At 71.0% G+C, this 24,933-nt stretch carries 24 protein-coding genes and 1 pseudogene; 17 read left to right on the top strand and 8 right to left on the bottom strand.

Annotated features, from left to right (window positions below):
- The 6 genes from E1265_RS05905 to E1265_RS05880 all read right to left on the bottom strand — a co-directional run.
- Positions 1-526, bottom strand: a 526-nt coding sequence (locus tag E1265_RS05905) for an LLM class flavin-dependent oxidoreductase (RefSeq protein ID WP_132929151.1), incomplete at its 3' end; no start/stop codon positions are given.
- A complete protein-coding gene (locus E1265_RS05900; protein WP_132929150.1) occupies positions 523-738 on the bottom strand; it encodes a tautomerase family protein in 216 nt (71 codons plus the stop codon). The genes E1265_RS05900 and E1265_RS05905, both read right to left, overlap by 4 nt.
- Position 739: 1 nt before the next feature.
- Positions 740-2,227 (bottom strand): aldehyde dehydrogenase, encoded by a 1,488-nt coding sequence (locus E1265_RS05895; protein ID WP_132929149.1) that lies wholly within the window; start codon positions 2,225-2,227, stop codon positions 740-742.
- The gene (locus E1265_RS05890; RefSeq protein WP_132929148.1) at positions 2,220-2,951 is read right to left on the bottom strand and encodes an alpha/beta hydrolase; all 732 of its coding nucleotides are present in this window, start codon (positions 2,949-2,951) and stop codon (positions 2,220-2,222) included. The genes E1265_RS05895 and E1265_RS05890 overlap by 8 nt, the downstream gene beginning before the upstream one ends.
- Before the next feature lie 15 nt (positions 2,952-2,966).
- The gene (locus E1265_RS05885) at positions 2,967-3,518 is read right to left on the bottom strand and encodes an amino acid synthesis family protein (protein ID WP_132929147.1); all 552 of its coding nucleotides are present in this window, start codon (positions 3,516-3,518) and stop codon (positions 2,967-2,969) included.
- On the bottom strand, positions 3,515-4,129 hold the full coding sequence (locus tag E1265_RS05880) for an amino acid synthesis family protein (RefSeq protein ID WP_243740560.1): 615 nt from the start codon (positions 4,127-4,129) through the stop codon (positions 3,515-3,517). Before E1265_RS05880 ends, E1265_RS05885 begins: the two co-directional genes overlap by 4 nt.
- 262 nt (positions 4,130-4,391) lie before the next feature.
- Between E1265_RS05880 and E1265_RS05875 the strand changes: the two genes are divergently transcribed.
- The 12 genes and pseudogenes from E1265_RS05875 to E1265_RS38635 all read left to right on the top strand — a co-directional run.
- Positions 4,392-5,969 carry a BCCT family transporter gene (locus tag E1265_RS05875; RefSeq protein ID WP_132929145.1) on the top strand — a complete coding sequence of 526 codons (1,578 nt, stop codon included), beginning with the start codon at positions 4,392-4,394 and terminating at the stop codon, positions 5,967-5,969.
- Positions 5,956-6,387 (top strand): ester cyclase, encoded by a 432-nt coding sequence (locus E1265_RS05870; RefSeq protein ID WP_132929144.1) that lies wholly within the window; start codon positions 5,956-5,958, stop codon positions 6,385-6,387. The genes E1265_RS05875 and E1265_RS05870 overlap by 14 nt, the downstream gene beginning before the upstream one ends.
- A 64-nt stretch (positions 6,388-6,451) precedes the next feature.
- Positions 6,452-6,973, top strand: coding sequence for a flavin reductase family protein (locus E1265_RS05865; protein WP_207930965.1), 522 nt, complete (start codon positions 6,452-6,454; stop codon positions 6,971-6,973).
- Between the two features lie 70 nt (positions 6,974-7,043).
- Complete coding sequence (locus tag E1265_RS05860) at positions 7,044-7,697, top strand: GntR family transcriptional regulator (protein WP_132929154.1); 654 nt, start codon at positions 7,044-7,046, stop codon at positions 7,695-7,697.
- Positions 7,698-7,867: 170 nt separating this feature from the next.
- The gene (gene glnT, locus E1265_RS05855; RefSeq protein WP_132929143.1) at positions 7,868-9,196 is read left to right on the top strand and encodes a type III glutamate--ammonia ligase; all 1,329 of its coding nucleotides are present in this window, start codon (positions 7,868-7,870) and stop codon (positions 9,194-9,196) included.
- A 33-nt stretch (positions 9,197-9,229) separates the two neighbouring features.
- Positions 9,230-10,105: a glutamine amidotransferase gene (locus E1265_RS05850; RefSeq protein ID WP_132929142.1), complete on the top strand. Its 876-nt coding sequence runs from the start codon at positions 9,230-9,232 to the stop codon at positions 10,103-10,105.
- A complete protein-coding gene (locus E1265_RS05845; RefSeq protein WP_132929141.1) occupies positions 10,093-10,767 on the top strand; it encodes a glutamate synthase in 675 nt (224 codons plus the stop codon). Before E1265_RS05850 ends, E1265_RS05845 begins: the two co-directional genes overlap by 13 nt.
- Before the next feature lie 15 nt (positions 10,768-10,782).
- Positions 10,783-12,102, top strand: coding sequence for an FMN-binding glutamate synthase family protein (locus E1265_RS05840; protein WP_132929140.1), 1,320 nt, complete (start codon positions 10,783-10,785; stop codon positions 12,100-12,102).
- On the top strand, positions 12,099-13,190 hold the full coding sequence (locus E1265_RS05835) for an FAD-dependent oxidoreductase (RefSeq protein WP_132929139.1): 1,092 nt from the start codon (positions 12,099-12,101) through the stop codon (positions 13,188-13,190). Before E1265_RS05840 ends, E1265_RS05835 begins: the two co-directional genes overlap by 4 nt.
- Positions 13,191-13,199: 9 nt before the next feature.
- On the top strand, positions 13,200-13,823 hold the full coding sequence (locus tag E1265_RS05830) for an XRE family transcriptional regulator (RefSeq protein WP_132929138.1): 624 nt from the start codon (positions 13,200-13,202) through the stop codon (positions 13,821-13,823).
- 217 nt (positions 13,824-14,040) lie between these two features.
- Positions 14,041-14,148 carry a hypothetical protein gene (locus E1265_RS38640; RefSeq protein WP_243740559.1) on the top strand — a complete coding sequence of 36 codons (108 nt, stop codon included), beginning with the start codon at positions 14,041-14,043 and terminating at the stop codon, positions 14,146-14,148.
- Positions 14,145-14,216: pseudogene (locus E1265_RS38635) on the top strand (hypothetical protein); the annotation flags it as partial. The gene E1265_RS38640 and the pseudogene E1265_RS38635, both read left to right, overlap by 4 nt.
- Positions 14,217-14,304: 88 nt before the next feature.
- On the opposite strand, the gene E1265_RS38630 reads toward E1265_RS38635, so the two are convergent.
- Together E1265_RS38630 and E1265_RS05820 are read right to left on the bottom strand one after the other, a co-directional pair.
- Positions 14,305-14,520, bottom strand: a complete 216-nt coding sequence (locus E1265_RS38630) for a hypothetical protein (RefSeq protein ID WP_165953651.1) — start codon at positions 14,518-14,520, stop codon at positions 14,305-14,307.
- A gap of 646 nt (positions 14,521-15,166) precedes the next feature.
- Positions 15,167-15,883, bottom strand: a complete 717-nt coding sequence (locus E1265_RS05820; RefSeq protein WP_165953654.1) for a restriction endonuclease — start codon at positions 15,881-15,883, stop codon at positions 15,167-15,169.
- 172 nt (positions 15,884-16,055) lie between these two features.
- Here E1265_RS05820 and E1265_RS05815 point away from each other — a divergent pair, with 172 nt between their 5' ends.
- From E1265_RS05815 to E1265_RS05795, 5 genes are all read left to right on the top strand, one after another.
- Complete coding sequence (locus E1265_RS05815; protein ID WP_132929136.1) at positions 16,056-16,310, top strand: hypothetical protein; 255 nt, start codon at positions 16,056-16,058, stop codon at positions 16,308-16,310.
- Between the two features lie 10 nt (positions 16,311-16,320).
- Complete coding sequence (locus E1265_RS05810) at positions 16,321-17,310, top strand: sugar-binding transcriptional regulator (protein WP_132929135.1); 990 nt, start codon at positions 16,321-16,323, stop codon at positions 17,308-17,310.
- 96 nt (positions 17,311-17,406) lie between these two features.
- Entirely contained in the window at positions 17,407-20,238 is a 2,832-nt protein-coding gene (locus E1265_RS05805) for a family 43 glycosylhydrolase (protein ID WP_132929134.1), read from the top strand.
- Between the two features lie 177 nt (positions 20,239-20,415).
- Positions 20,416-20,745: a CU044_2847 family protein gene (locus E1265_RS05800; RefSeq protein WP_243740558.1), complete on the top strand. Its 330-nt coding sequence runs from the start codon at positions 20,416-20,418 to the stop codon at positions 20,743-20,745.
- A 5-nt stretch (positions 20,746-20,750) separates the two neighbouring features.
- Entirely contained in the window at positions 20,751-24,920 is a 4,170-nt protein-coding gene (locus tag E1265_RS05795) for a trypsin-like peptidase domain-containing protein (RefSeq protein WP_132929132.1), read from the top strand.
- The last annotated feature ends 13 nt before the right edge of the window (positions 24,921-24,933 follow it).

Genomic DNA, 24,933 nt, shown 5'->3' with positions numbered 1-24,933 from the left:
CGGCGATCCACATGGGCGGGGTGGGCCGCTGCACGGGTTTGGGGACGCTGGTCGAGGTCGGGAACTGCCAGATCTCGCCGTCGTGGGCGTAATCGCCCTGCCAGAGCGCGCGCACGGCGGGCACGAGTTCACGCAGGTGCTTTCCGCCGTCGGCGGCTGGCAGCCCGCCCGCCAGGCGGTCGAACTCGAACTGGTAGGCGCCCCGGGCGAGTCCGACCTCCATCCGGCCGTTACTGATGACGTCGAGCAGCGCGCATTCACCGGCGACCCGGATCGGGTGCCAGAACGGGGCGATGACGGTTCCCGCGCCCAGGCGGATGGTCGAGGTCTTCGCGGCCAGGTGGGCGAGCAGCGGCATCGGGCTGGGGGAGATCGTGTACTCCATCGCGTGGTGCTCGCCGATCCACACGGTGCCGAAGCCGCCGGTCTCGGCCATCAGGGCCAGCTCGGAGAGGTTCTCGAAGAGCTGCCGGTGGCTGACCTCCTCGTCCCAGCGCTCCATGTGCACGAACAACGAAAACCTCATGAGGGCTCCTTGGTTGCTGACGCGGCGTCCATCTCCGTGAGGGTGACGTCACCGGTCGCCCAGTGCGTGCGCGGGACCTCGTGGACGACGACTCGGATGTACTCGGGGCGGGTGTTCACGGTGCGCAGGACCGCTTCGTGGACCTCGTGGATCAACTCCCGGATCTGCGCCGGGGTTCGTCCCTCGGCGAGGGTGATGGCGATCTGTGGCATGTCAGCTCCGCATCGTGAACGGGTCGGCCACGGGCTCCTCGCTGGTGTTGATCCAGACGCTCTTGAGCCGCGTGTACTCCCGAATCGTCTCGGTGCCGTGCTCCACGCCGACGCCGCTGGTCTTGAAGCCCTGGCGCGGTGACATCGGGGACATGGCCCGGTAGGTGTTGACCCACACGGTCCCGGCGTCCAGGCGCGCCGCCATCCGGTGCGCCCGTGCGAGGTTCGTCGTCCACACGCCGGCCGCGAGCCCGTACTCGGTGTCGTTGGCCAGACGTACGACCTCCTCCTCGGTGTCGAACGGCATGACGGCGAGGACGGGGCCGAAGATCTCCTCCCGCACGACGCGCATGGTGTTGTCGACGTCCACGAGGACGGTCGGCTCGTAGAAGTACCCGCCGAGGCCGCCGTCGGTGGCCCGGCCGCCGGTCAGCACGCGGGCGCCCTCGTCGCGCCCCAGGTCGACGTACCCGGCGACCTTGTCGCGCTGGGCCTCGAAGGCCAGCGGGCCCAGCTCGGTCTTCTCGTCGAGGGGGTCGCCGATGACGATGGTCCTGGCGCGTTCGGAGACCCGTTCGAGGAGCTCGTCGTGGACGGACCGGTGTGCGAACACCCGGCTGCCGGCGATGCAGGTCTGTCCGGCGGCGGCGAAGATGCCGGCGACGACGCCCATCGCGGCGTTGGCCACATGCGCGTCCTCGAAGACGATGTTGGGCGACTTGCCGCCGAGTTCGAGTGTGGAGCCGATGAACCGGCCTGCGGTCGCGGTGGCGATGCGCGATCCGGTGGCGGTGCTGCCGGTGAAGGAGATCTTTGCGAGGTGGGGGTGGTCGACCAGGGCCTGCCCGGCCTCGGGGCCGAACCCCGTGACGACGTTCACCGCACCCGGCGGGAAGCCCGCCTCCAGCGCGAGCTCGGCGAGCTTGAGCACCGTCGCCGAGGTGTACTCCGAAGGCTTGATCACGACCGTGTTGCCGGCGCAGAGGGCGGGCGCCAGTTTGCTGCTGGTCAGCGTCAGCGGGGAGTTCCAGGGGGTGATCGCTCCGACCACGCCGAGGGGCTCCCGGGCCGTGTAGTTGAGCACCTGCCGGTCGGAGGTGGGGATGAAGTCGCCGTGGATCTTGTCGGCCAGTCCGGCGTAGTAGTGGTAGTACTCGGGCAGGGTGGCCAGCTGGCCGCGCATCTCGCGCAGCAGCTTGCCGTTGTCCTGCGTCTCCATGCGGGCCAGGTCTTCGGCGTTCGCGGCGATCAGGTCACCGAGGCGCCGCAGCAGGTGTCCGCGCCGCGTCTGGCTGAGGTCGCGCCAGCGCCGGTCCTCGAACGCCTTCCTCGCGGCGGCCACCGCTCGCTCGATGTCGGCGGTGTTCCCGCGCGCCGCCCGGTACAGGACCTCGCGCGTAGCCGGGTTGGTGCTCTCGAAGTACTCACCCGACGCGGGCTCGACCCAAGTCCCGCCGATGAAGTGCTGCAACGTGGTGAGGTCAGACATGTGCGCACTCTCCGATGAAGGTGGTGAGGCAGTTGACGAACGCCTCGGGGCGCTCGACGGGCAGCATGTGGCGCGCCCGGGGGATGATCTCCGCTCGGCAGTCGGGAAGCGCGGCGGCGAGCCGGTGGGTCATCTCGGGGGTGGACCCGGGATCGTTCTCACCCGTCACCGCCAGTGCGCGTACGGCGATGGCGGCCAGGTCCGGCGCCAGTTGGGCGTCCGCCGTGGCGAAAACGCGGTAGCAGTTGAGGAAGGATCCGACGTCGTTGGAGAGCAGCGTGGCCTCGGTGCGGGCCACCTGGTCGGGGTGGACGTCGGTGCCGTCGTACCAGCGCTTCAGGGAGGCGGCGGCACTCGCCATGAAGTCGGCCTCGGCGGTGCGCAGCCGGCCGAGCACGGACGCCCGCTCCTCGGCGGTACGGTCGCACACCGAACTGACCGAGGTCAGCGTGGCCACCGACTCCGGGTGGCGCAGCGCCACATGCTGGGCGACCAGTGCGCCCAGGGAGAACCCGACCAGGTGCGAGCCCGCCGGGATCCCGGCGACCACCCCGTCGGCCAGGTCCGAGAGGGTCACCCCGTCGCGCACCGGCGGGCGGGTGCCGTGGCCCGGCAGGTCGGGGGTGAGCACGGTGAAGCGGTCGGCGAGGAGCTCGGCGGTGGGCTCCCACATGGTGTGGTCGAGCCCGACGCCGTGGAGCAGCACCACGGTGGGCTTGCTCATGAGCGCGGTCCTGCCTTACTGCTCGGTCGAGAGCGGCGCCAGGCGCTGCTGCGGACGTCCCTGGGCGGCGGCGGCGAGCGCGATGACGATCTCGTTCGGGTGCGGGGCGTCGCTCAGCCTGACCTCGACGGTCTGGTGGTGCGAGCGGATCGTGGCATCGGTGATGTGCTTCAGCGGGATGTCGAAGACCACACCGGCGGGCCCGCGCTTCTCGACCGCGGGCAGCAGGGTGGTGGCGTTCGCGGCCTTGCGGAAGTGGTCGCCGAACTTGAGCGTGTGGATGAGCGCCGAGCCGTGCTCGATCTCGCCGTCCAGGCCGACGATGGCCGCCTTGCCGTACGCCTCGGCGGGGGCCTCCAGCGCGTCGAGCACCGTCGGAGCCAGCAGGGCGCCGAGGGCGGAGGCGTTCGCCTCGATGCCGGGATGGAGGTCCTCGACGAAGCCCTGACCTGCCCAGGGGTTCTCGATCACCGCCGCGACGACGACGATCCGGGCGGGGCGGGCGAGCGCGCGCCCGCCTTCGGTGCGGATCTCCTCGACGACGGTCACGATCTTGCGGACGCTCATGAGGGAGCAACCTCCAGGGTTTCGGTGGTGACCACCGGGTCGGTCGTGCGGTCCCCGATACGGGGGTGGGGGCGCGGCCCGGTCGACGCGGCGGCGACGACGACGATCTCGTCGGAGCGCGGGGCGTCGGAGACGCGGGCGCTGACGGTCTGGTAGTGGCTGCGCGTCGAGGCCCGGGTCTTGTGCCAGAGCGGGACGACCAGCGTCTCGCCCGCCTCGGCCCGCGTGTCGGCGAAGCAGATGATCGACTCGCCCTGGAGGAACTCCCGCACCAGATTGCCGAAGTACGGGGTGTGGATCAGGGCCCCGGCGTGCTCGATCTCGCCCGCCGCGCCGACGATGGCGGCCTTGCCGAACGCCTCGATCTCGGCCGCGCCGCCCAGCGAGGCGATGAGTCGGTCGGTCAGCAGCCTGGCGAGCACCGGGCCCACGCGGGCCTGCTCGCCGGACAGATCGGCCGAGGGGCCCGTGCCGGTCCACGGGTTTCGAATGACCGCGGCGACGCTGGCTCGCCGCGCCGGCCGTGCGGGTGCCTCGCCCGCTTCGGTCAGGACGGCGTCGCGGTAGACCACTAGCTTGCGGAGACCGATGCCCTCGTCGAGCTGTGCCATGCATTCTTGCATGGCACAGGACCATAGGTGTCGTTTTCGGGCCGGTCAAGGGGTCGCATGGAAGGGCTTCCCGATCATTCCGCAGACCCCCTATCAGGGCAGGTAACAGGTCATTAACCTGCGGCTATTCGGGCTGTTCGAGGGTGGAACGTGATTCCGCGCGCCGACCTCTTGACGCCCCCTGTGTGGCGTGCCTTACTGCTGCTTGTATGCCAGACGGGCCAGATCGGGTGGCCATCGGCCCCGGACCCCAAGGAGTTCCATGTCCAGTGACCTTGGAACGGGCGCGGAGACAACGCCCACGACGGACGACACCGGCCCCGCCCATGACGGCGGCGGCAGACTCGGTTCCGTCTTCTGGACCTCGCTCGGTATCTCCGCGATCTTCGTGGCCTGGGCGGTGCTCTTCACGGACAACCTGAACAAGGTCACCAGCGACTCGCTGAACTGGGTGACGTCCACGTTCGGCTGGTCCTACCTGGTGATCACGCTCGGCATCCTGATCTTCCTGGTGTTCCTGGCCTTCAGCCCCGCTGGCGACCTCCGCCTGGGCAAGGACGGCGACCGCCCGGAGTTCTCGACCCTGACCTGGTTCGCGATGATCCTCAGCGCGGTCATGGGCATCGGACTGGTCTCGTACGGCGTCGCCGAACCGATCTCCCACCTGGCGACGCCGCCGCACGGTCTCGTCGAGCCGAACACGCCGGCGGCAGCGGTTCGTGCCCTGCAGTACTCCTACTTTGACTGGGGCCTGCAAGCCTGGGCGATCTTCGCCGTCTTCGGGCTGGCCATCGCGTACTCCACGCACCGCAAGGGCCGGCGCACCCTGGTGAGCCAACTGTTCGTGCCGCTGCTCGGCGACCGGGTCAACGGTCCGATCGGCAAGACGATCGACGTGCTGGCCGTGTTCGCGACGCTCTTCGGCACCACGACGTCGCTGGGCCTGGGAGCCCTCCAGGTCAACAACGGTCTCGGCAGGCTGTGGGGGATGCCGGTCAACGATGTGAGCCAGGTGCTCATCATCGCCGCCGTCACCTCGGTCTTCACGCTCTCGGCGGTGACCGGTGTCAGCAGGGGCATCAAGTTCCTGAGCCAGGGCAGCACGCTGATGGCGGTCGCGCTGTTCGTCTTCATGCTGGTCGTCGGCCCGGCCGTGTTCATCGTGAACCTGTACATCGAGTCCGTGGGCCAGTGGGCCACCGACTTCTTCCGGATGAGCCTGCAGGGCACCGCGTTCGGCGGGCTCGAATGGATGCAGTGGTGGACCTACTTCATGATGGCCTGGTGGGTCTCCTGGGGCGCCTTCGTCGGCGTCTTCCTGGCCCGGATCTCGCGGGGCCGCACCATCCGCGGCTTCATCATGGGTGTCCTGGTCGTCCCCAGCGTGGCGTTCTTCACCTGGTTCGCGGTCTTCGGCGGTACGGCGATCCACATCGACATGTTCGAGAAGGGCGACATCGCCAGGCAGACCGCGGCCGACATCAACAGCGCGTTCTTCGCGACCCTCGAACACTTCCCGTTGGCCGGCGTCACCTCGCTGATCGCGATCATCCTGGTCATGATGTTCTTCGTGTCCGGCGCGGACGCCAACACGTACGTGCTGTCCATGATGACGTCGGACGGATCGCCTACCCCGCGCCGTCCGGTGCTCGTCCTGTGGGGCGTCCTCACCGGTGTCACCGCCGTCGTCCTCATGCTCGCCGGCGGACTGAACGCCCTGCAGAACACCGTCATCGTGACGTCCCTGCCGTTCCTCGTGATCATCGCCGGTCTGGCGGTGTCCTTCTGGAAGGAACTGAGCGCGGATCGGAAGAAGGGAGAGGTCGATGTCACGCTCTGACGCCGACGCCCGTCGTGGGCTCATCGAGAAGGTGTGGGCCGCGGCCTGGGGCCAGGGTGACGTCGACGCCCTCGACACGCTGCTGGACCCGGCGTACCTCCGCCACGGCGGCGACTCGCACCCCCAGGACCTGAACGCCCTCAAGGCCGCGATCGTCTCGACCCGGGCCGCCTTCCCGGACCTGGTCACGACCATCGACGACGTCGTGGTCGAGGGCGACAGGGCGGCGATCCGCTGGCACAGCAGCGGAACGCATGAGAACTCGTTCCTCGGCGTCCCTCCCACCAAGCGGCACGTCGAGGTCGGCGGTGCCACGTTCGCCCGCTTCGAGGGGGACCGCATCGTCGAGGAGCACGTGACGTGGGACCCCCGGGCGCTGCTTTCGGCGCTGGGCGTCATCCGGGTGGGACAGGACTGATGGGACAGGACTGACGGGACAGCACTGACGAATCAGGGCTGACCAGACAGGATCGACGATCAAGATGACCAGGAGCACCTCCATGACCCCGCTCGCCGCGAAGCCCGACATCGACGTGATGAAGCAGGTCAACCGGCAGTTCGTCACCGGTGTCACGGTCGTGACCGCGATGGACGGTCGGACCCCCAGAGGGCTTGCCGTCAACGCGTTCTCGAGCATCTCGCTCGACCCCGCCACCGTGATGGTGTGCGTCCAGCGCACCTCGTCCACCCACGACTGTCTGTTCCGGGCGAACCACCTCGCGATCAACATCCTGTCCACGGACCAGCTCGACGTCGTCGGTACGTTCGCGAGCAAGGCCACCGACAAGTTCGAGCAGGTGGAGTGGGAGAGCGGCCCGTTCGGCAGCCCGCTGATCGCCCGGAGCAGCGCGCAGATGGAGGTCGAGATCCGCGAGCGGCTCCAGGCCAGCTCGCACACCGTGTTCATCTGCCGCGTGGTGCACGCCGCGGTCGCCGAGCGCCCTCCGATGGTCTACAGCGCGGGTAAGTTCTTCGACGGCGGCGCCCTCGCGCCGCTGGGATGACCGGCGGGCGGCTCGGGAGACGGAGGAGGGTTCGGTGAACCGCGCGAAGAGCGAACCGGGGAACGGTTCGATGCAGGCCAGGGTGATCGCCGAGATGCGCCGGCGGATCATCAAGGGAGACATCGATCCCGGTGCTCCGCTCTCCGAGCTCGCCCTCGCGGAGGAGTTCGGCGTCAGCCGTACGCCGGTGCGCGAAGCCCTCAAGCAGTTGCAGACCGAAGGGCTGGTCGAGATCCGGCCACGCGTCGGGACGTTCGTCACCACCCCCTCCCGCCGCGAGATCACGGAACTCTTCGAGATGAAGGAGCTGCTGGAGGGCGCGGCCGCCCGCCTCCTCGCCCGGCGCGGCCGCGTCACGGAGATCGACCTGCTCGAACGCAACCTGCGCGAGGCCGACGAGGCGGTGGCCCGGGACGACCGCGAGCGGTACGCGGAACTGGTCCAGGACTTCCACGACCTGCTCATCGTCGGTGCCGACAACAGCAAGCTGGAGGCCCACTACCGCATGCTGATGAACCAGCTGGCGTACTCCCGGCTGGTGAACACGTCGCTGAGCCAGCCGGGCCGCGCGCGGCAGTCGGACCGTGAGCACCACCTCGTCCTGGAGCTGATCCTGGAGAAGGACGGCGACAGTGCCGAGCAGGTGATGCGTGAGCACGTCAGGGCGAGCCGGCGTGCGGTGATGGCGGGGCTGCCCCGTCGGCACGGCGGGTCCCTGACGTAACACCTCAAGGCCGCCGTGATCAGGGCCGGGTTCCGCCTGTTCGGGGCGGTGCCCGGCCCCTCGCCTTACGGGGACCTTCCACCGCTGAAATCCCCCGGTAACCCCAGGAGTGTCTACTCTCATGCAACGACGATTCATCGCGGTAAACGCTCGTCACCAGGGAGGCTCTTATGACGACCGACCCAGCAGCGGACGCCCCCGATCTCGCCGAACTGGTCCGCGCCGACGGCATCGAATTCGTGCTGGCCGTCTTCGTCGACCTGACCGGCAAGCCGTGCGCCAAGCTCGTCCCGGCCCAGGCCGTCGAGGAACTCCGCGACGAGGGCGTCGGGTTCGCCGGATACGCGGCCGGCGCGCTCGGCCAGCAGCCCAGCGACCCCGACGTCATCGCCCGGCCGGACGCCGCCTCGTACACGCCCGTCCCCTTCATCAAGCCCGGACTCGCCCTCGTCCACTGTGACCCGTACGTGGAGGGGAAGCCCTGGCCCTACGCGCCCCGCGTCATCCTGCGCAGACTGCTTGAGCGGGCCGCGGACCGGGGGCTGTCGATGTCCGTGGGCGCGGAGGTGGAGTACTTCCTGGTCAACCGGGACGAGCACGGCGTGCTCAGCGTCGCCGACGCCAGGGACACCGCCTCTCAGCCCTGTTACGACGCGCGCGGCCTGACCCGGATGTACGACCACCTCACCGCCGTCTCCAGCGCCATGAACAGCCTCGGCTGGGGCAACTACGCCAACGACCACGAGGACGGCAACGGCCAGTTCGAGCAGAACTTCAAGCACGCGGACGCCCTCACCACCGCCGACCGGGTCATCACCATGCGGTACCTGGTCTCCGTGCTGGCCGAACAGCGCGGTATGACGGCCACGTTCATGCCAAAGCCGTTCACCGACCGTACCGGCACCGGCATGCACTTGCACCTGTCGCTGTGGCGGGGCGACGAGCCGGCCTTCCCCGACGCCGCCGACGGGCGTGGGCTCGGTCTCTCCGCTCTCGCCTACTCCTTCGTCGCGGGGGTCGTCGAGCACGCGGGGGCGCTGCAGGCGGTCATCGCGCCGACGGTCAACTCGTACAAGCGCACCGGGGCCGTCTCGACCCGCTCGGGCGCCACCTGGTCCCCGCGCATGGCGGGCTACGGCGGCAATGACCGGACCCACTTCGTCCGCGTCCCCGACGGCAACCGCATCGAACTCCGCGGTGGCGACGGTGCCGCCAACCCCTATCTCGCCGCTGCCGCCGCCCTCGCCGCCGGGCTCGACGGCATCGAACGCGGCCTGGACCCGGGCGAGCCCGGCGCGACCGGCAAGGGACCGGAACTCCCACCCACCCTGCTGCACGCCGTCGAGGCCCTCCAGGCGGACGACGTGATCAGCGGTGCCCTGGACGCGGCCGGGACCGGGGTGAGCCGGTACTTCGCCGACCTCAAGCGCGAGGAGTTCTTCGACTGGCACGCCACGGTGGGCCCCTGGGAGCTCGACCGCTACCTGACCGCCTTCTGACCGTCTTCAGACCGCCTTCCGAAGGGATTTGAGATGTGCGGAATCGTGGGGCTCCATCTGCGCGAGCCGTCATGGGAACCTCGGCTCGGCGAACTGCTGACCGCGATGCTGGGGCAGGTCGTCGAGCGCGGGCCGGACTCGGCCGGGGTCGCGGTCTACGGCGACCCGCGGCTGTCCCCGCCGGGACGTGCCGTCGTCTCGCTGCTCGGGGTCACGCCGGCCGAGGCGGAGGCCGCGCTGCCCGGCGGCGTGGCCGTCGCGGCCGACGCCACCACGGTCGTGCACGCGGCTCTTTCGGTCGCCGACCTGCTGACGGCCGTCTCGGCCGCGCTGCCCCACGCCACCGTCATCGGCTCCGGCACGGACATGGCCGTACTCAAAGGAACCGGAAATCCAGTGCGGTTGGCCGAGTCCTTCGGGCTGGCCGGTGTCACCGGCTGGCAGGGCGTCGGCCACACCCGCATGGCCACCGAGTCCGCCGTCACCCCCGAGGGCGCGCACCCCTTCTCCGTCGGCCCCGGCCAGTGCCTGGTGCACAACGGCTCCTTCGCCAACCACGCCACCATCCGCCGTGAACTGCGCGCCCAGGGAGTGGAGTTCTACAGCGAGAACGACTCCGAGGTCGGCGCCCGCTTCGTCGCGCACCAACTCGCCCAGGGCGCCGACCTCGAGAAGGCGCTGCGGCTGCTGTGCGAGCGGTTCGACGGCTTCTACACACTGCTCGTGTCCACCAACGACTCCTTCGCGGTCGTCCGGGACGCGATCGCCTGCAAGCCCGCCCTGGTCGCGGAGACGGCTGACTGGGTGGCGATGGCCTCCGAGTACCGGGCACTGGACGTCCTGCCGGGCATCGAGCACGCCCACATCTTCGAACCCGAGCCGGAAGAGGTGTACGCATGGCGACGCTGATCGACCTGGCCGAGAGCCCGGTCCGCGAGCTCAACCAGACCCTGCACGTGCCGGACGCGACCTCGTACCGCGTCCTGAACCCGCGCGGCGCGCACGCCGTGGCCTGCGGCATCCGGGAGAACCTGACCGTCGACATCGAGGGCCACGTCGGCTACTACTGCGCCGGCATGAACCAGCACGCCACGGTCACGGTGCACGGCAACGCGGGCACCGGGGTCGCCGAGAACATGATGTCCGGAACGGTCCGGGTGCGCGGCAACGCATCCCAGTCCGCCGGTGCCACCGCCCACGGCGGCCTGCTGGTGATCGACGGGGACGCCTCCGCGCGCTGTGGGATCTCCATGAAGGGCGTGGACATCGTCGTCGGCGGCAGAGTGGGCCACATGAGCGCCTTCATGGGGCAGGCCGGACGCCTGGTGGTGTGCGGCGACGCGGGCGACGCGCTCGGGGACTCGCTGTACGAGGCCCGCATCTACGTCCGCGGCACGGTCAAGTCCCTCGGCGCCGACTGCGTGGAGAAGGAGATGCGATACGAACACCTCGCCGAGCTGGCCGAGTTGCTCAAGGCGGCCGAGCGTGACGAGGACCCCGCCGACTTCCGCCGCTACGGATCGGCCCGCCAGCTGTACCACTTCAAGGTCGACAACGCGACCGCGTACTGAGGGAGTTCGACGCACATGGAACCCGCATCCCAGGGCCTGCGCGAGTCCGCCACCTTCGACCGCGCCACCATCCACGCCATCCAGCGCGCCGCCGAGACCGGCATCTACGACATCCGCGGCTGGGGCGCCAAGCGCCCGCTCCCGCACTTCGACGACCTGCTGCTGCTCGGCGCCTCCATGTCCCGCTATCCGCTGGAGGGTTACCGCGAGCGCTGCGACACCGACATCGTCCTCGGCACCCGGCACGCCAAGAACCCACTGCGGCTCGCCACCCCGGTCACCATCGCCGGCATGAGCTTCGGCGCGCTGTCCGCCCAGGCCAAGGAGGCGCTGGGCCGCGGTGCCAGCGAGGTCGGCACCTCCACGACCACGGGCGACGGCGGCATGACCCCCGAGGAGCGCGGCCACTCCAAGCACCTCGTCTACCAGTACCTGCCGTCCCGCTACGGCATGAACCCCGACGACCTGCGGGCCGCCGACGCCATCGAGGTCGTCCTCGGGCAGGGCGCCAAGCCCGGCGGCGGGGGGATGCTGCTCGGCCAGAAGATCACCGAACGGGTCGCCGGTATGCGGACGTTGCCCGTCGGCATCGACCAGCGCAGCGCCTGCCGCCACCCCGACTGGACCGGACCTGACGACCTCGCCATCAAGATCCTCGAACTGCGCGAGATCACCGACTGGGAGAAGCCGGTCTATGTGAAGGTCGGCGCGACACGCACGTACTTCGACGTGAAACTGGCCGTCCACGCGGGCGCCGACGTCGTGGTCGTCGACGGCATGCAGGGCGGCACGGCGGCCACCCAGGACGTCTTCATCGAGCACGTCGGCATCCCGACCCTCGCCGCGCTGCCCCAAGCCGTCCGGGCGCTCCAGGAGTTGGGGGTCCACCGCGAGGTCCAGCTGATCGTCTCCGGCGGCATCCGCTCCGGCGCCGACATGGCCAAGGCCCTCGCCCTCGGGGCGGACGCGGTCGCCATCGGCACGGCGGCGCTGATCGCGCTCGGCGACAACCACCCCAGGCACGACGCCGGGTACCGGGAACTCGGCTCCGCCGCAGGCTACTTCGACGACTACCAGGACGGCCGCGACCCGGCCGGCATCTCCACCCAGGACCCCGAGCTCTCGGCCCGGCTCGACCCCGTCGAGGGCGGCCGGCGCATCGCCAACTTCCTGCGCGTGATGACGATGGAGGCCCAGACACTGGCCCGCGCCTGCGGCAAGGCCCACCTCCTGCACCTCGAACCTGAGGACCTAGTCGCCCTCACCATCGAGTCCGCGGCGATGGCCCGCGTCCCGCTCGCGGGCACCGACTGGATCCCCGGGAGCGCACCGTGATCGCGGTCGTCGGCGCCGGACTCATGGGTGCGGCCACCGCCTGGCAACTCGCCCGGCGGGGCCATGAGGTCACCCTGATCGAGGCGTACGACATCGGCCACAAGCACGGCAGTTCGCACGGCAGCTCCCGGATCTTCCGGCGGGCGTACGCCGATCCCTTCTACGTCGGGCTGACCGGGCGGGCGCAGGAGCAGTGGCGCGAGCTGGAGGACGACAGCTCGACTCCCTTGCTGCGCGTCACCGGGGGCCTCGACCTGGGGGAGGGGCGCGCCCCGGAGAGGCTGGCCGCCGTGCTGGACGCGGCCGGAGTTCCGCATGAACTGCTCGCCGCGGAGGCCGCCGCCGAGCGCTGGCCGTACATCCGCTTCACGGGCCCGGTGCTCCATCACCCGGACGCGGGTGTCATCGACGCCGACCAGACCGTCGTGGCGTGCGTGCGCCGGGCCGTCGAGCACGGCGCGGATGCGCTGACCGGCGTACGCGTCACGGGCATCGACGTCCTCGGCGACGACAAGGCGCGGCTGCACACGGACGACCGCCGCGAGCTGATCGCCGACACGGTGGTGATCGCCGCCGGCCCCTGGCTCCCCGACCTACGACTGCCCGTCCCCCTGCCACCGCTCAGCGTCACCCAGCAACAGATCTTCCACTTCCGGCAGCGGGAGCGGCAGGCGCAGTGGCCCATCCTCGTCTCCAAGGACGCGTCGATGCAGGTCTTCGGGCTCCCATCCGGCGCCGACGGCGGCCCGCTCCCCGCGGTCAAGGTCGCCGAACACGACCGCGGCACGCCCACCACCGCCCGCACCCGCGATGGGGTCGTCGACCCGTCGTCGCGCACCCGCGTGAGCGGCTTCGTCCGCGACCGGCTCCCTGGCCTCGAACCCGACCCGGTGGCCGAGGCGACCTGCCTGTACACCACGACCCTCGACGAGGACTTCGTCCTCGACCGCCACGGCCCGCTGGTCATCGTCTCCCCGTGCTCCGGCCACGGAGCCAAGTTCGCCCCGCTCATCGGGGAGATGGCCGCCGAGATCGCCACCGGCCACGCCGATCCCCACCCCCGCTTCAGGCTGGACCGTGCGGGCTAGGATGCGGCGATGGCCGAGCACCCCGAACCCGCAGCCGACTCCCAGGACTCCGACGACAAGGCGCTGGAGCGCATCATCGCGGTCCGCGCCCGCGAGTACCGGCAGGCGGCGGGTCTCTCGGTCGGCGAGATGGCGCAGCGGGTCGGCATCTCCAAGGCCATGCTGTCGAAGATCGAGAACGCCCAGACCGCGTGCAGCCTGACCACGCTCTCCCGCCTCGCCCGCGGTCTTGACGTCCCGGTCACCGCCCTGTTCCGCGGCATGGACGACGAACGCGAGGCGGTCTTCGTCCCCGCCGGTCACGGCGCCCGGATCGTGCGGCGCGGCACCAGGGTCGGCCACGAGTACGCCCAGCTCGGCTCGCTCAGGGGCGCCCACAAACGGATGGACGCCCTGCTGGTCACCCTGACCGAGCAGAGCGAGGTCTTCCCGCTCTTCCAGCACGCCGGCACCGAGATCATCTACATGCTGGAAGGTGTCATGACCTACGGCCACGGCAAGTCCAGCCACACCCTGCGCCCCGGCGACGCCCTCCAGTTCGACGGCGAGGCCCCGCACGGGCCGGAGACACTGCTCGAACTCCCCATCCGCTTCCTCACCGTGACGGCCTTCGGGGACAGCCCGCAGCACTGAAACCCGGCTTCAGTCGGCCATGGAGCCGTCCTGTAACGCGCGCCATGTCTGCTGGGGTGAAACGCCGTTCCCCTCGGCTGGACACTTCGCGGAGCGGGCGCATGGACACCGCAAGCACCGCCCTGGACGCTCGTGAGCACGGCACTCGTCTGCCTGATGGTGTCCGGGCCTGGCGCTCTGCTACGGCGGCATGGTTGCCGCCGAGAGCGTCCTGAACATGATCACGATGACCTTCGGGGCCGTGGCCCTCGTCGGCTGTATCTGGATCGTCTACGGCTACTCGACCTCCTTCGACGACTCGATCGGCGGCGCCGGATCTGGGTGACGCTGGTGTATCTCCCGGTCGCCCGCTGGGTGTTCGCCTTCGACGGCAAGGACGTCGTCGGCGGCTGGCTCGTCAACAGGCTCGGCGCCATCGACTTCGCCGGCGGCACGGCCGTCCACACCAAGCGCCATGATGCGTCCCGTGGGCTCCGGGTGCTCAGGCCGTGCCGTGGGTCGCCGTTAGCCACGCCAGGTCGGCCGCGGCCTCGTGCCGCGCCGGCAGCTCGGCACTGCCGATCCGGGAGCGCACGTGCCGGCGTCCGTCCTTCGCGAGCGGCCAGTCGAAGGTCTGCTGGGTCCGTGAGCCGAAGAACGTCCCGAGTCCGTCGCAGAGTTCGCGGCCGTACCCGCTCCATGTAGTGGACGGTTTCATGGGCCGCATGGGGTGATACGGGTGGCCCACTCTGTGCTCCGCTTCGGTAGCCTCAACCGTGCTGGCGAGTACGGTCCTTGGGACCATGGATGGGTACGCGCACGCCGGGGATGCTCCTTGGGGTACAGCGCATCAGAAGGGCGCTTTGCGGGAGTCGGCAGCCTGAGAACGCTGTGCACGGTCGGCGAGCAGTTGCAGCCGCTCGGAGACCATGCCGGGAGAGCGGGTTCGGTCAGCCCGCCGCTCTCACCCTGCACAACGCCAGCGTGGTCAACGGCGTCCACACGGTGTCCTCGGCCTTCCGGTCGAGGAGAGGGATCCCGCGGTCGTCGCGGAGGCGTAACTCCTGGTTCATGGCTGGCCGCGCGCACCCCGCACTGGCTCGCGCCGACCTGAGGCTCTTCCAGGCCAGGATCGCACTACCTCGACGGTGACGTCGAACGGGCCGCCACCCTGGACCACCAGGGGCTCACCGAGCTGCCCGGTCACCAGGACCTGCACACCTTCGCCGGGAGCATCGGCGTCCCGGTGCCCGCGCCGGTCGCCGAGGTGGCCCAGCGGTTCTCGCTCTGAGCGGGCCTCTCACATCGTCGAGTGACGGGCCGCACGGGATGCCGGGGACATGACCAGCCAGGGCTCTGGACGGTCAGCTCGCGGGCTTCTTCCTGCGGCGGCTCCTGGGCTTAGCGTATGTCCGCTTCCAGGTCTTCAGGTGCTTCCGGTCGCCTTGGCCGCCGACGCCTGTCTGGAGTACGTGCTCCAGACGGGATCCCTTGAGCCACGAGGCGAAGAGGTTGCGGCCGATGGCGATGATGTCGTTGTCCTGCGCGTACCGCTCGGCATCGGCGGTGAACCTGGTGTTCGTCACGAAGATCGCGACGTCGGCCGCGAAGTTGGTCCGAGCCCCTAACAGGCGCTGCATGTCGCCGCTCACAACCGACCGGTGCGTGGCGAACAGCTTGCACTGGACCACCATCGACCGGCCATCTGGCAGCACGCCTGTCACGTCCCTGCCCCGGTCTCCCCCTCTACCGACCCACTCGACCTCGGTGCAGCCGCCCTCGCGGAGCATCGCGGCCACCATCCGCTCGAAGTCCCGCCAGTGCAGCTTGTCCACCTTCTCCAGCGAGCGGTTGGCATCCAGCACCCGCTGTTCCGCCCGGAAGGCCGCGTCCTTGCGGCGTATCTCCCGGTGGGTGCGCCAGCCCCACCACACCAGAGCCCCGACGCCGGCCAGCCCCACCGCCGCGAGCACGAACGGCCAGATCCGCGACCAGGAGATCACCACCACCGCCAGCAGCACGACGCCGGCGACCGATAACCGCCGGTTCCGCCTGCGCCGCCATCCACGCCGCCGCGCCATCAGCCTCATCCCCCTCTATCCCGTTACCGACACCAAGCGTGGACGACAAGCCACTCAGTGCGAAAGAGGCCCTCACCGCCGCACTCCCAGCTCCGACTCAAGGACACGCGTTTGTCTCCGGGTCTGTAAAACGAACGGTCTATCCCGATCATGGAAGATGCACCTGTGACCAGTGGGAAACACCTCCCAGTCCGGTCCTGTCCAGGCGGCTGAAGCTCAGCAGTCGGCCGCGCACCTGGCCGGGCGCGCCCTGGGGCTCACCACGCCGGAGCGCCTCGCGGACGCGCGCGGCCCCGAGGACGTCTACCGGCCGCGGTGTTCCGAGCCCGAGCGCGCCCGCCGCCTCGACGCCTGGCACCGGGCCGTCGCCCGGGCGCGGCTGAGCCTGGCGCCGGCCGCGGCGGCCCACCCGCCCGGCGGTCAGTAGGGTTCCGAGTGTGCCCCAGCGTCCAGACCTCACCGACCGGGAATCCGTGAACCGACTCCGCCTCATCGTGCGCGTGGCCCGCATGTACCACGAGCGCGGCATGCGGCAGGCGGAGATCGCCGGTGCCCTCGGCCTCTCCCAGGCCAGGGTCTCCCGCCTGCTGCGCTCCGCGACCGAGCTGGGTGTGGTCAGGACCGTCGTGGTCGCCCCGCCCGGCATCCACAGCGACCTGGAGGACGCGCTCGCCGAGCGCTACCAGCTGACGGACGTCGTGGTCGTCGACGGGGACGACCTGCCGGGCCACTCGCACACCCTGATGCGGGCCCTCGGCACCGCCGCCGCCAGCTACCTGGAGACGGCGTTCCACCCCGGCGACCTGATCGGCGTCTCGACGTGGAGCGAGACGCTGCTGGCCGCCGTCGAGGCGATGCAGCCGGCCAGGGCGCCGGGCGCCGACAAGGTGGTCCAGCTGATGGGCGGCGTCGGGGACCCGCAGGGTCAGGTCCAGGCGACCCGCCTCACCGCCGGGCTCGCCGAACGCACGGGCGCCACCCCGCTGTTCGTCCGCGCCCCCGGCATGGTCGGCTCGGTCGAGGCCCGCCTCTCGTTGCTGAACGACCCGGCGGTGCGCGAGGTCAGCCAGGCCTGGCAGCAGCTGACCGCCGTCCTGGTCGGCATTGGCAGCCTGGAGCCCTCACCGCTGCTGCGGCTCGGCGGCAACGCGGTGACGGAGGAGGACATCGCGCGGCTGCGCGGCCTCGGCGCGGTGGGCGACATCTGCCAGCGGTTCTTCGACGAGAACGGCGTGCACGTCGACGCCGGCCTCGGCGAGCTGACCATCGGCATCTCGGTCGACCAGCTGCGCACCGTCCCGCGCCGCATCGCGGTGGCCGGCTGGGAGCGCAAGTACACGGCGGTGCGCGCCGCGGTGCGTGGCCGGTGGATCACCGCGCTCGTCACCGACATCACCACGGCCCGCCGGCTGCTCGACGAGCCCTGAGCGGGACGGCCGGTCCCCGGTCGCGGTGTTTGCTTCTGTGTGACTTCTTGCGTCGGCGGTCTTGACCGTGCTCATTCATTTCGAATACTGAGCGGTATGTCCCCCACCCGACGACGCTCCCGGCTCGGCGCCGCGCTCGCCGGCGCGTTGGCGTCACTCGCGGCCCTGCTCGCCCTCCCCGCTCCGGCCCAGGCGGCCGAGGAGCCGTACGCCGGCTACCTTTTCACCTACTTCACGGGTGAGGGCACGGCCGACGGCGAGCAGGTGTACTTCGCCCTCAGCCGCGGCAACGACCCGCTGCACTGGCAGGAGCTGAACGGCGGAAACCCGGTGCTCACCTCGACGCTCGGGGACCTGGGCGTGCGCGATCCCTTCGTCATCCGGGCGCCGGAGGGCGACCGGTTCTACCTGATCGCCACGGACCTGAGGATTCACGGCAACGGGGACTGGGACCACGTGCAGCGGCACGGCAGCCGGTCGATCATGGTGTGGGAGTCCCGCGACCTCGTGAACTGGTCGGCGCAGCGGTCCGTCGAGGTCGCGCCGCCGACCGCGGGCAACGTCTGGGCGCCGGAGGCCTACTGGGACCCGGAGCGGAACGCGTACGTCGTGTTCTGGGCGTCCAAGCTGTACGCCGAGGACGACCCGGACCACACCGCCGACACCCACAACCGCATGATGTACGCGACGACCCGCGACTTCGTGACGTTCAGCGAGCCCGAGGTGTGGCACGACCCCGGCTACTCGGTGATCGACTCGACGGTGATCGAGGACGACGGCGTCTTCCACCGCTTCACCAAGGACGAGCGCGACCCGTCCTCCTCGCTCCCCTGCGCCAAGTTCGTCACCCAGGAGAGCTCGACCGACCTCCTCGCCCCGTCCTGGGACCTCGTCGCCGACTGCCTGGGCAGCGGCACGCTGGCGCGCGGCGAGGGGCCGACCGTGTTCCGGTCCAACACCGAGGAGAAGTGGTACCTGTTCATCGACGAGTTCGGCGGGCGCGGCTACGTGCCGTTCGAGACCACCGACCTGGCGTCCGGGCGGTGGACCGAGTCCGCCGACTACCGGCTGCCGTCCTCGCCTCGGCACGGCACCGTGCTGCCCGTCACCCAGGCCGAGTACGACCGGCTCGCCGAGCGCTGGGGCGTGCCCCCGGTGCGGGCCGACCAGAACGGTCTCGTCGCGCACTGGCCGCTGGACGGCACGGCGGCCGACGCCTCGGGCCACGGCTACGACGGCACCCTCGCCGGCGACGTCAGCTGGGCGGCGGACGGCTCGCTCGACTTCGGCGGCACGGACGGGCACGTCCGGCTGCCCGACAACATGCTGGCCGGCGTCGACGCCGTCACCGTCTCCGCCGACGTCCGCGTCGACCCCGCCCAACGCACCCCCTACTTCCTCTTCGGCTTCGGCAACACCGCCGCCGACGGGCGTGGCGACGGCTACCTCTTCGCCACCGGCGGCACCGAGGGCGACGGCTTCCGCGCCGCGCTCTCCGACGGCGACTGGACCCGCGAGCAGCAGGCCGCCTCCGCCGGCGGCCTGCCGCGCGACCGTTGGGTGAACGTCGCCTACACCATCGACGGGGCCAGCGCCGTGCTCTACCTCGACGGCGTCGAGGTGGCCCGCAACGACGCCATGACGCTGCGCCCCTCCGACCTCGCCGGCGGCCGCACCACCGCCAACTACCTCGGCCGCTCCCAGTACACCGCCGACCACCGCTTCGACGGCCGGATGCGCGACGTCCGCCTCTACAACCGCGCCCTGTCCGCCGACGAGATCGCCGCCCTGCCCGGCAACGCGACCGCCGTGCGCGCCGTCGACCTCCGCCAGCTCCGGGTCCCGGCCGTCATCGACACCGCCGGCTCCACCATCACCCTGCCCGTCGTCCCCGGCACCGACCGGCGCCGGCTGCGCCCCGACTTCACCCTCGCCCCCGGCGCGCGGATCTCTCCGCCCGGCGGCCGGCCCGTCGACCTGCGCCAGCCGGTGACCTACACCGTCACGTCGGCCGAGGGCGCCACGCGGACCTGGACGGTGCGCGCCGTCGAGATGCGCAGCCCGGTGCTTCCCGGGTACACCGCCGACCCCAACATCGTGGCGTTCGGCGACCGTTACTACCTCTACGCCACCACCGACGGCTTCCCCGGCTGGGGTTCCACCACGTTCAGCGCCTGGTCGTCCCGGAACCTGGTCGACTGGCACGACGAGGGCGTCATCCTGGACCTCGGGCCCGACGTCTCCTGGGCCGACTCGCGTGCCTGGGCGCCGACCATCGCCGAACGCGACGGCCGCTACTACCTCTACTACTGCGCCGACGCCAAGATCGGCGTGGCCGTCGCCGACTCCCCGACCGGCCCGTTCGTCGACTCGGGCGCCCCGCTGATCGCCGCCAACCCCGACGGCGGCGGCCAGCCCATCGACCCGGCCGTCTTCACCGACACCGATGGCCAGCCGTATCTCTACTGGGGCAACGGCTCGGCCTGGGTGGTCCCGCTCAACGACGACATGGTCTCCTTCGACCAGGACCTGGTCCGCCGGATCGAGGGCCTGACCGACTTCCGCGAGGGCCTGTTCATGGTGGAGCGCGACGGCCGCTACCACCTCACCTACTCGATCGACGACACACGCAGCCCGAACTACCGCGTCGGCTACGCCACTTCCGACAGCCCGCTGGGACCGTTCACCAACCGCGGGGTGATCCTGCGCCGCGACGACTCGCTCGGCGTCCTCGGCACCGGGCACAACTCGGTGCTCAACGTCCCCGGCACCGACGACTGGTACATCGCCTACCACCGCTTCGCGATCCCCGGCGGCGACGGCACCCACCGCGAGACCACCATCGACCGGCTCACCTTCTCCGGCGACAACCTGCTCCAGCCCGTCCGACCAACGCTGGAGAGCGTCCGCCCGCAGCGGATCCGCTGACCGCGGTGGCGGGGCGGCGGCTCACCCGGACTCCCCGTGGACCGGCCGGTCGCCCGCCTGATGTTTCACCATGTATCCCCAGGATGACGTCTTGTGACCCTCCACACCGGCTGTCACCCTGTGACGTGTCGTGCCGGCGACGGGTGGGGTAGCGGCAGAGAGGCATCCGACGTGTATGTGGTCGAGTTACCGGTGGGGGAGCAGGGCCCGGAGCGCATCGCGGTACAGGTGCGCGAGCTGGACGAGGGGCTGATCAGGGTGGGGCGGCCCGGGCAGCGGGTCGCCGCCCGGGCGACGCGGTCGCTTGACGCGATGCTGGACAGCGTCCGGCCGGTCGCTGAGCGGTTCGTGGCGCGTTTTCGCGGCTTGGCCGACCCGCCCGACGAGATCACCGTGGAGTTCGGGGTGTCGCTGTCGGCCGACGCCGACGTGGTGATCGCCAGCGCGTCCGGGGAGGCGAACTTCGCGGTCAGCCTCACCTGGCGGCGGCCCGACGGGCAGGAGTGAGTGCTGTGGATCTCCCTCCGCTGGACGGTGGGGTGCTGCGCGTGCTGCGCGCGGACGGGGAGGCCGCCGGCGCCGGCTTTCTGGTGACGGGCCGACTTGCGCTGACCTGCGCGCACGTCATCCAGGGGGGCGCGGTGGGCGTTCGGGTGTGGGTTGACTCGGGGCGCGTCGAAGGCGCCGGTCCCGTGCCTGCCACGGTGCTCGACTGGCGGCCTGGGCCGGACGTGGCCGTGCTGCGCCTCGACGCTCCCCTCCCCGGTGCGCGGCCTGTGCCCCTGGTGGAGACCAGGAAGGACATGTGGGGACATCCGATCAGGACTCTCGGGTTTCCCGCCCGGCACCGGCACGGGATCTGGCACGCCGGGGTGTTGCGGGAGCGGCAGGGCGACGGCTGGCTGCAGTTCGAGCGGGCGGTCGACGGCGGCTATGCCGTCGGCCGCGGGTTCAGCGGGGCGCCCGTGTGGGACGACCGGCTCTCCGCCGTGATCGGCATGGTGGTCGCGGCCGACGCCGGCAACCCGGTGGCCTTCCTCATCCCCACCGACCAACTCGTCGAGGCCGTCCCGCTCCTGCGGGAGGTCGTCGGCCTGCCGTCCCCGTTTCCCGGGCTCGCCGCGTTCCAGGAGAGCGACGCCGAGTTCTTCTTCGGCCGGGCGGCGGAGAGCGGAGAGATCGCCGAACTGGTGCTTGAGCACCCGCGCGTCACCGTCTTCGGCGCCTCCGGCTGCGGCAAGTCCTCGGTGGCTCGCGCCGGCGTGGTGCCCCGGCTGCGCGCTGCGGGATTCGCGACCGTGGTGGTGCGTGACCGCGAGCCGCGGGAACTGCTCGACGGCCTCGTGGCCGAACTGACCGCGCTGCTGCGGCCCGAGTTACGCGGCGCCGCGCTGCGGCGGGAAATCCGGGAGACGAGGGCGGAGTTGGCCGAGGGCGGGCTGCCCGATCTGGTCGCCCAGGTGCGCGAGGCCCGCTCGGTCCGCGGTCTGGTCGTGGTGGTGGACCAGCTGGAGGAGCTGCTGACGCGTGGCGCGCCGGCGGCGGAGATCGGCGTGCTCTGGCCGGAACAACCGCCGGACGGACTGCGGGTGCTGGCCACCCTGCGCGCCGACTTCCTGGAGGCCGTCGAGGAACACCCGGTGCTGCGCCGGGCGTTGCGTGGCCGCCCCTATCTTTTGGCACCCATGACACCCGCCCAGCTGCGCGAGGCCGTGACCGGTCCGGTCGAGCGGATCCCCGCGGTGTCGTACCAACCGGACCTTGAGCAGCGTGTCCTGGATGATGCCGGGGAGGCACCGGGAGTGCTGCCGCTGCTCGGGTTCACCCTCGACCGGCTGTGGCAGGAGCAGCGCGGCGGGCAGCTGACCCAGGAGGCGTACACCCGCCTCGGCGGGGTGCGGGGCGCGCTCGCCCAGCACGCGGATGATGCCTGGAAGCGGTGCGTGCCCGCCGGGGAGGACGGGGAGCGAGCCGCGCGCCGGCTGCTCACCCGGCTGGTCCGGCTCCCCCTCGGCACCCCTGCCGCCGTGCGCCGGACCGTGCCGCGATCCGAGCTCGGCGACGCCGAGTGGGCGATCGCGCGGGCGCTGGCCGCCGAGCGGCTGCTGGTCATCGGGGTGGCCGAGACGGACGGCGAGCGGTGGGGGACCGTGGAGCTGGCGCACGAGGCGCTGATCACCGCCTGGCCCAGACTACGGGAGTGGACGGAGCAGGACCGCGCGTTCCTGACCTGGCGGGAGGGGGTGCGGCAGGACCGGGAGCGCTGGGAGGCGGCGAGCCGGCCGGCCGACCTGCTCCCGGGCGCCACCGCGCTGGCCGCGGCGACGCGCTGGGAGATCGAACGCGGTGACGATCTCGATACGCGGGACCGGGAGTTTCTGGCCCAGGGGCGTGCGCGATCACAGCGGCAGGCGCGGCGCAGGCGCCGGCTGTTCGTGTCGTTCGGCGTGGTCGCCGCGCTGGTCGCCGTGCTCGGTTCGCTCTTCGTCTACCAGACCGGCGTGAGCCGCGACCGGGCGGCGGATGCGGAGTCCCGGGGTCTGGCGGCCGCCTCGCTCGACACCCTGGAGTCCGACCCGGCGCTTGCCATCATGTACGCGATCGCCGCCTATCAGCGGGCCCCCACCGAGGCGGCGCGCGACGCGCTTCTCCAGTCCTATCTCGCCTACGGGGAAGCGGAGGTGGTGATGTCAGGCCCGCTCGGTGGCATCGACCACGTGGCCGCGAGCGGGGACGGGCGCGTGGTGCTGACGAGCACCAACGCCGGCCGGGCCACGCTCTTCACGCGAGAGGAGGACGGGCGACTGCGCCAGCAGCTCCTGCCGCGCGAGATGACCGCGCTGCATCCGTTCGTCTCCCCGGACGGCGAGCGCGCCGGGTACGTCTCCCAGGACGCGGAACTGGTCTGGTACGAGCTCGGCGAACCGTTGGGGGACCCCCACGTGATCCGCGCCCCCCAGATCTACATGGAGAACTACCTGACGGAGACCGAGGGACTTGCCGCCATCTCACGGGACGCCGACCGGGTCGTGGCCGCCACGGACAACACGCTGGTCTGGTGGGACCTCGACCGGGGTACCCGGGCCGACCCGGTCACGTTGTCCGGATACAGCTTCGTCAACGCCGTGTGGTTCGGGCGGGACCAGGACACCGTGCTGGCGCACGCGGTCACCGACGATCTGGCCAACCACGTGCTGGCGGTGGACCTGGCCACCGGCCAGACCAGGCGGCTCACCGAGACCACCTCGGACGGCCCGGCGGTGTCCGGTGACGGCACCACCGTGGCGTACTGCCGGGACGGCGAGGAGATCGAGCTGCTGGACACCGCCGACGGCACGGTGCGGTACCGCGAGGAGATGCCCTACGGATGCTTCTCACCGGACGCGCTGGATTACACCGGCCGCTACTACGCCGACGACACGTCCGTCTTCGACCTGTCGGCGGACGGTGGGCCCGTAGAACTGACGCGGGTGCTGCCGAATCCGGTGATCGCGGCGGACGACAGCCGGACGTATCGGGCCGTGCTGCGGGACGGTGACCAACCGCTGCTGCTCGTAGCGAGCTCGACCGCCATGGTCCTGCTCGAACAGCCGACGGAACCGCAGGACGCGGACGTCTTCAACTCGGTCGGGCTGACCCCGGACGGGGAGCGGATCATCGGCTATCTGGACGACGGTCGGCTCCGGGTGGTCGAGGCGAACCGGGAGCTGCGGGAGCTGCTCACGGTGGAGCGCCCCGGAGCCACCTACGTCCCGGAGGCCGGTGCTCTGCCGCCGCGCTTCAGCGCCGACGGCACCCTTCTCGCGGACCGGGTGGCGGAGGACCGGTTCGCCGTCCGGGACGCGGAGACCCTGGAGGTGCTGTCCGAGGTCAGCGTGGAGCCGCCGCCGGAGGACCGGCATCCGAACACCCTTGAGGACATCAACCACTTCTTCGCTGACGATCACCACCTGGTGACGGTGTCGGCGGCCGTGGTCGAACGGTGGGACGCGCTGACCGGGGAGCGCGTCGGCCGGGTGGACCTGGGCGACCTCGGCCTGCTCAGCGACGCGCCGGACGACGCCGGCTATCTACAGGTCGTCCCCTACCGTGAGGAGGGCCACGTCGCCGTGACGAACGGCGGGCCCGAGATCCGGGTGGTGGACCTCGGCGCCGGCCGTGAGGTCACCGAGCTGCGGGCGGACACGGGCGAGGGCGTCAACGTGGCGAGGTACTCCCCGGACGGCGACCAGCTGGCGATCCTGCGGAAGGGGAGCGTGTGGGAGCTGTGGAGCACGGATCCACCCCGCCGGGAACTCGGGCCGGTGGGAAACCTGTGCCCTGGCGGATGCTCGACGTCGCCCACGTTCGCCATCTCCTTCCTCCAGGACGGCAGGTTCCTGGTGGCCAGTGGCAGCCAGGTGCGCCTGTACAAGATCGGATCCGCCGTGCCCGTCGAGCGCTACGACCTCGGCGTCGACGGCATCTACCAGGGCGTCTCGGGCGACGGTCACACGGTGTTGTACGGACCGGAGGACTACCCCACCCCGGGGTCAACCCTGCTGACGGCGGTGGAGCTCGACCGCCCGGAACAGTGGCGTGCCGCCCTATGCGAGGCGATCGGCTGGCGCGTCCTCTCGGAGGCGGAGCTCGGCGACACCACCACCGACCTCCTGTCCCGGCCGCCGTGCGACCCGACGTAGCCGCGAGTGGGCT

The organism is Streptomyces sp. 8K308, from assembly GCF_004348315.1.
In the GTDB taxonomy this organism is placed as follows: Bacteria; Actinomycetota; Actinomycetes; order Streptomycetales; family Streptomycetaceae; genus Streptomyces.
Note: the sequence above shows the minus strand (reverse complement) of the source record. Positions and strands in the feature narration are given on the sequence as shown.

Bases quoted from the DNA above. Each gene is read 5' to 3' on its own strand.
- E1265_RS05900 (WP_132929150.1), bottom strand. From the start codon at position 738: ATGCCACAGATCGCCATCACCCTCGCCGAGGGACGAACCCCGGCGCAG.
- E1265_RS05895 (WP_132929149.1), bottom strand. From the start codon at position 2,227: ATGTCTGACCTCACCACGTTGCAGCACTTCATCGGCGGGACTTGGGTC.
- E1265_RS05890 (WP_132929148.1), bottom strand. From the start codon at position 2,951: ATGAGCAAGCCCACCGTGGTGCTGCTCCACGGCGTCGGGCTCGACCAC.
- E1265_RS05885 (WP_132929147.1), bottom strand. From the start codon at position 3,518: ATGAGCGTCCGCAAGATCGTGACCGTCGTCGAGGAGATCCGCACCGAA.
- E1265_RS05880 (WP_243740560.1), bottom strand. From the start codon at position 4,129: ATGGCACAGCTCGACGAGGGCATCGGTCTCCGCAAGCTAGTGGTCTAC.
- E1265_RS05875 (WP_132929145.1), top strand. From the start codon at position 4,392: ATGTCCAGTGACCTTGGAACGGGCGCGGAGACAACGCCCACGACGGAC.
- E1265_RS05870 (WP_132929144.1), top strand. From the start codon at position 5,956: ATGTCACGCTCTGACGCCGACGCCCGTCGTGGGCTCATCGAGAAGGTG.
- E1265_RS05865 (WP_207930965.1), top strand. From the start codon at position 6,452: ATGACCAGGAGCACCTCCATGACCCCGCTCGCCGCGAAGCCCGACATC.
- E1265_RS05860 (WP_132929154.1), top strand. From the start codon at position 7,044: ATGCAGGCCAGGGTGATCGCCGAGATGCGCCGGCGGATCATCAAGGGA.
- glnT (WP_132929143.1), top strand. From the start codon at position 7,868: ATGACGACCGACCCAGCAGCGGACGCCCCCGATCTCGCCGAACTGGTC.
- E1265_RS05850 (WP_132929142.1), top strand. From the start codon at position 9,230: ATGTGCGGAATCGTGGGGCTCCATCTGCGCGAGCCGTCATGGGAACCT.
- E1265_RS05845 (WP_132929141.1), top strand. From the start codon at position 10,093: ATGGCGACGCTGATCGACCTGGCCGAGAGCCCGGTCCGCGAGCTCAAC.
- E1265_RS05840 (WP_132929140.1), top strand. From the start codon at position 10,783: ATGGAACCCGCATCCCAGGGCCTGCGCGAGTCCGCCACCTTCGACCGC.
- E1265_RS05830 (WP_132929138.1), top strand. From the start codon at position 13,200: ATGGCCGAGCACCCCGAACCCGCAGCCGACTCCCAGGACTCCGACGAC.
- E1265_RS38640 (WP_243740559.1), top strand. From the start codon at position 14,041: ATGATCACGATGACCTTCGGGGCCGTGGCCCTCGTCGGCTGTATCTGG.
- E1265_RS38630 (WP_165953651.1), bottom strand. From the start codon at position 14,520: ATGAAACCGTCCACTACATGGAGCGGGTACGGCCGCGAACTCTGCGAC.
- E1265_RS05820 (WP_165953654.1), bottom strand. From the start codon at position 15,883: ATGGCGCGGCGGCGTGGATGGCGGCGCAGGCGGAACCGGCGGTTATCG.
- E1265_RS05805 (WP_132929134.1), top strand. From the start codon at position 17,407: ATGTCCCCCACCCGACGACGCTCCCGGCTCGGCGCCGCGCTCGCCGGC.